This window comes from Bradyrhizobium sp. 142 (assembly GCF_023074015.1).
GTDB lineage: Bacteria > Pseudomonadota > Alphaproteobacteria > Rhizobiales > Xanthobacteraceae > Bradyrhizobium.
Map to the genome: position 1 here is coordinate 1 of NZ_JADPKQ010000042.1, position 3,518 is coordinate 3,518.

4 protein-coding genes are annotated in these 3,518 nt (G+C 57.3%); 1 reads left to right on the forward strand and 3 read right to left on the reverse strand.

What is annotated here, in order from left to right:
* Positions 1-108: 108 nt before the first annotated feature.
* The 3 genes from IVA82_RS48885 to IVA82_RS04410 form a co-directional block, all read right to left on the reverse strand.
* Positions 109-960: a reverse transcriptase domain-containing protein gene (locus IVA82_RS48885; protein ID WP_346659662.1), complete on the reverse strand. Its 852-nt coding sequence runs from the start codon at positions 958-960 to the stop codon at positions 109-111.
* Between the two features lie 15 nt (positions 961-975).
* Positions 976-1,431: a hypothetical protein gene (locus tag IVA82_RS48890; protein WP_346659663.1), complete on the reverse strand. Its 456-nt coding sequence runs from the start codon at positions 1,429-1,431 to the stop codon at positions 976-978.
* 404 nt (positions 1,432-1,835) lie between these two features.
* Positions 1,836-2,384 carry a RolB family protein gene (locus IVA82_RS04410; RefSeq protein ID WP_247493172.1) on the reverse strand — a complete coding sequence of 183 codons (549 nt, stop codon included), beginning with the start codon at positions 2,382-2,384 and terminating at the stop codon, positions 1,836-1,838.
* Between the two features lie 508 nt (positions 2,385-2,892).
* Here IVA82_RS04410 and IVA82_RS04415 point away from each other — a divergent pair.
* Positions 2,893-3,282 carry a hypothetical protein gene (locus IVA82_RS04415; RefSeq protein WP_247493173.1) on the forward strand — a complete coding sequence of 130 codons (390 nt, stop codon included), beginning with the start codon at positions 2,893-2,895 and terminating at the stop codon, positions 3,280-3,282.
* Positions 3,283-3,518 lie beyond the last annotated feature (236 nt).

Consider the following 3,518-nt stretch of genomic DNA (forward strand, 5'->3'; position numbering starts at 1 on the left):
CACGGGCCCGGACCTCGGGTGAAAACTTGTTCGTCGTCTTGCTCGTCATGGCTCCATCCTCTCAGGAGTTGGAGCCTCCGGCAAACCCGGGGCGGTTCAATCCGGCTCCTACCTTGGGTGTGTGACGGCGAAGCGCTGTTGCGGCCAGGGATGGAGGATACGGGGTTGAGGAAGCCAGTCATCCGCCAACTTCGTCATACGATCCCAAGTGAAGCCGGCTCGTTGGCTGCGGCGCCGAAGCGTTCGCCGCCAGAGGTCGGTCACATAATAGCGGAACGCTGAGAGCGCCCGCCCGTTTGCAGGAACCGCATAGTAGGCGAAGTGGCCGGTGATGACCTGTCTCAGCCATTTACCCTGGACGGGGATCGGTTGGTGCATTCGACGCCGCAGCTCTGCCTTGATGTCCTGAAGCTTCGTCCGCAGACGGTCGCGACGGGTCTTCCTTTCGAGCAGGAAGTTTCCCCGGCGTGACTTACCGCAGATGTGGATGAAGCCCAGAAACATGAAGGTCTCCGGTTTGCCGAGCCCGCGTGTCTTGCGATTGGTCGCCGCATAGCGACCGAACTCAATCAGGCGGGTCTTGTCCGAATGGAGCGTCAACGCGAATGCCTCAATCCGTTCACGCATCGCATCAAGGAAGCGACGAGCGTCGTCCTCATGCTCGAAGCCGGCCACCAGATCATCCGCATAGCGCACGATAATCATATCGCCGTGGGCCTCCTGCCGTCGCCAGCGTTCGGCCCAAAGATCGAAACAGTAGTGCAGGTAAACGTTGGCGAGCAGCGGCGAAATCACCGATCCTTGCCCCGTGCCCCTGTCGTCCACGGTTACGACCCCGTCTTCGAGGATACCCGCCCTCAGCCATTTACGGATCAGGCGGATGATGCGCTTGTCACCGATGCGGTGCTCCAAAAACTGGACTAGCCAGTCCTGGCTCACACTTCCGAAGAAGTTTTGCACGTCGGCGTCAAGTATTCAGTTCACCTTCCGCGTGGTGATCGCTACCGTCAGGGCGTCCAACGCATCGTGTGGCCCCCGGCCGGGTCGAAACCCATAGGAGAAGCCGACGAAGTCGCCTTCGTAGATGGCGTTAAGCACCATGACGGTCGCGCCCTGGACGATTTTGTCTTCCAGAGCCGCGATCGCCAGCGGCCGCTGCTTCCCATCCGCCTTCGGTATGTACGTCCGGCGTGACGGTTGCGGCCGGTACGCTCCCCGGTGGACCCGTTCGTGCAGTTCCCTGAGCCGGGGCTCAAGGTCGGCCTCGTAGTCCTGCCACGTCATGCCATCCACGCCGGGGGCGGCTTTGCGCCGAAGCGCATAGAACGCCATCTGGAGTGTATCGACAGTGATATGGTGGAGAAGTGCGGTGAACCGTTCCTTCTTCTTCAGCCTTGCAGCTTTCCGTACGCGGTCCAGCGCTTGGGTCACGCGAGCCCGGTGCTGTGCCCGGTGCGTGCTTTGCTGGCCCTCGTTCCCCTTGGTCCCCGGCCTTGGCTCCGCCGGCTCGATGCAGTGCAAGAAGCAGCGCGGCTATCCGCGTGGCTGGCACTCAATTTCGATTGTTGTTCGGAACACACTTATATTTCTGAAGTAATCGAGCATAACTTAAAACTGCTTATTGGTAGAAAACCTGGCTTATTCATTAAATAAACACGATCATACACATGAACAATGCTCGTGTAGGTAAACCCACACAACAACAAAGTCAGCGAACACATGAGACGACATACAACACATTCCTATGACATAACAAAACAAATGCAGAAGACAACTCGGCGCATAGGCCAGGTTCAAAGGTTTCGCAACACACGTCCTATCTCATAGGGGCCCCACTACTCTTCACGAAACAGCGCCGGTCCAAAGGCCACCACATCAAACGGGCCCGCCGCGTTGCGAGAGTATAAGCCAGTCTGCTCGTTGAGCCCGAACCAGTCTGTCGGAGCGACAGCGACGAAGTATTTCAGGTGGGCCTCCTCGACGTGGTTGGACTGATCTCTGTTATACATTTCTAATATACTTGGAATGGAGGTCTTCGTGTCATACGGCTTTGTGTTTATGGCCCGCACAGGCGGGAGCCACTGAGCTAGAGCACATTGCCGCGCATTTTCAGCCGGCAGGTAAATGTACAAGACCGGGACCTTATCTAGGATGCTCTCTGGCCATTGGCAAAGCGGGTCATTCATGTAGGGTGTCAAACCAAGATCCTCGGACCTTCGGAGAGAGACAACCCATCCCATTTGATGGGGCACGATGGTTTGATAGACGAAACTCCAATAGCGACGGAAAGCATTTTGGATCTCCTTCTTCAGCATTTGTGGGTGGCTGATGTTGCTCAAATCGCTGGCCACAAATTGAGGGCGAACATAGGATGGTGGCGCCATGGCGAGAGTGCAGGCGCAACGGAGATGATAATGTAATTGAAAAGGCTCGTTGCGTTGTGGGTAGTGGTGAGGCAGTAACACCGTTTAAATAGGTCGCGTGGACTACGACCGTAATTGTTGACTTAGGATTCTTAACCAGCCCTAAAGGGGACGCCCCTTGCAGAGATGTGAAGCCATCATGGGCGTGGTAGGTCGACCGCAATTGTAGACAGTGACAGGATCCAATGGACAAGCAGAACTCAACTTCTGTTGAATGGCCGCATGCGAAGACATTACGGGAAAGAACTGCCCCTTGACGAGCGCCGAGGTGTAGCTCATCGGGGAGCTCTACGGTCCAATGAAGCTATTCTGATCCTGAAGGAATGTGATCTTCTCCCGAAACTGATCTATCGGTGACAACAGGCCCAACCGGCCCCTGTCACTTTCTGTCATTGTTTGTCCGAGGCCGGCACTAATCTGGCTCATAGAGCTGGCCCCGGTTGTCTGAACAGAATCTCCGCGTCGATAGGTGGAGCTTCTGCCGGGGTTAGGCCGCCGCGCGGAGCGGAGGAAGATCGAAGTAGGCTTGATCCGGGGTGCGGTCGTCAAGGCTCGAATGTGGTCGTTGTCCGTTGTACAACAAGGTTTGAGAACGCCCACAGGACCGTTCTTCGCGAGGTTCTTTATCGGCATCATCCCTGGTTTGGTCGCCAAGTTTACGTTCGTGGGACTGTCGACAAGGCTGGTGATGTTGTTTTTCGCTGCACGCTGGATGGGTCGCAAGCAGACCGTTGGCTGGAGGTTCCAGCATGGATGTTCGACCGGACGGCATGCCGTGACCCCGAGCTTTTGGCAGCTCAGCCGTTTGTCAGCATCGACGCGCTTGCAGCGCTTTCTGCGCTTCTCGATCTGGCGTTGAAGGATCGAACGCCATCAGCTGCCCTGCTTTCTAGCGCATCCAGAGCCTCTCACGACCAGAATCGGGGAGAGACCGATGCCACGACAGACGGCAATGCCAGGGAGCGGATACCGACACAATCGACAACCGCGGCCGCAGCCGCAGATGGATCTGTTCGGGAGCGGCCTGTCGAACGGCGCCATCGGCGCGCCAGCATGGCCGGAGCTGCCGGCGGAAGCCCGGGCGGCCCTCACGAG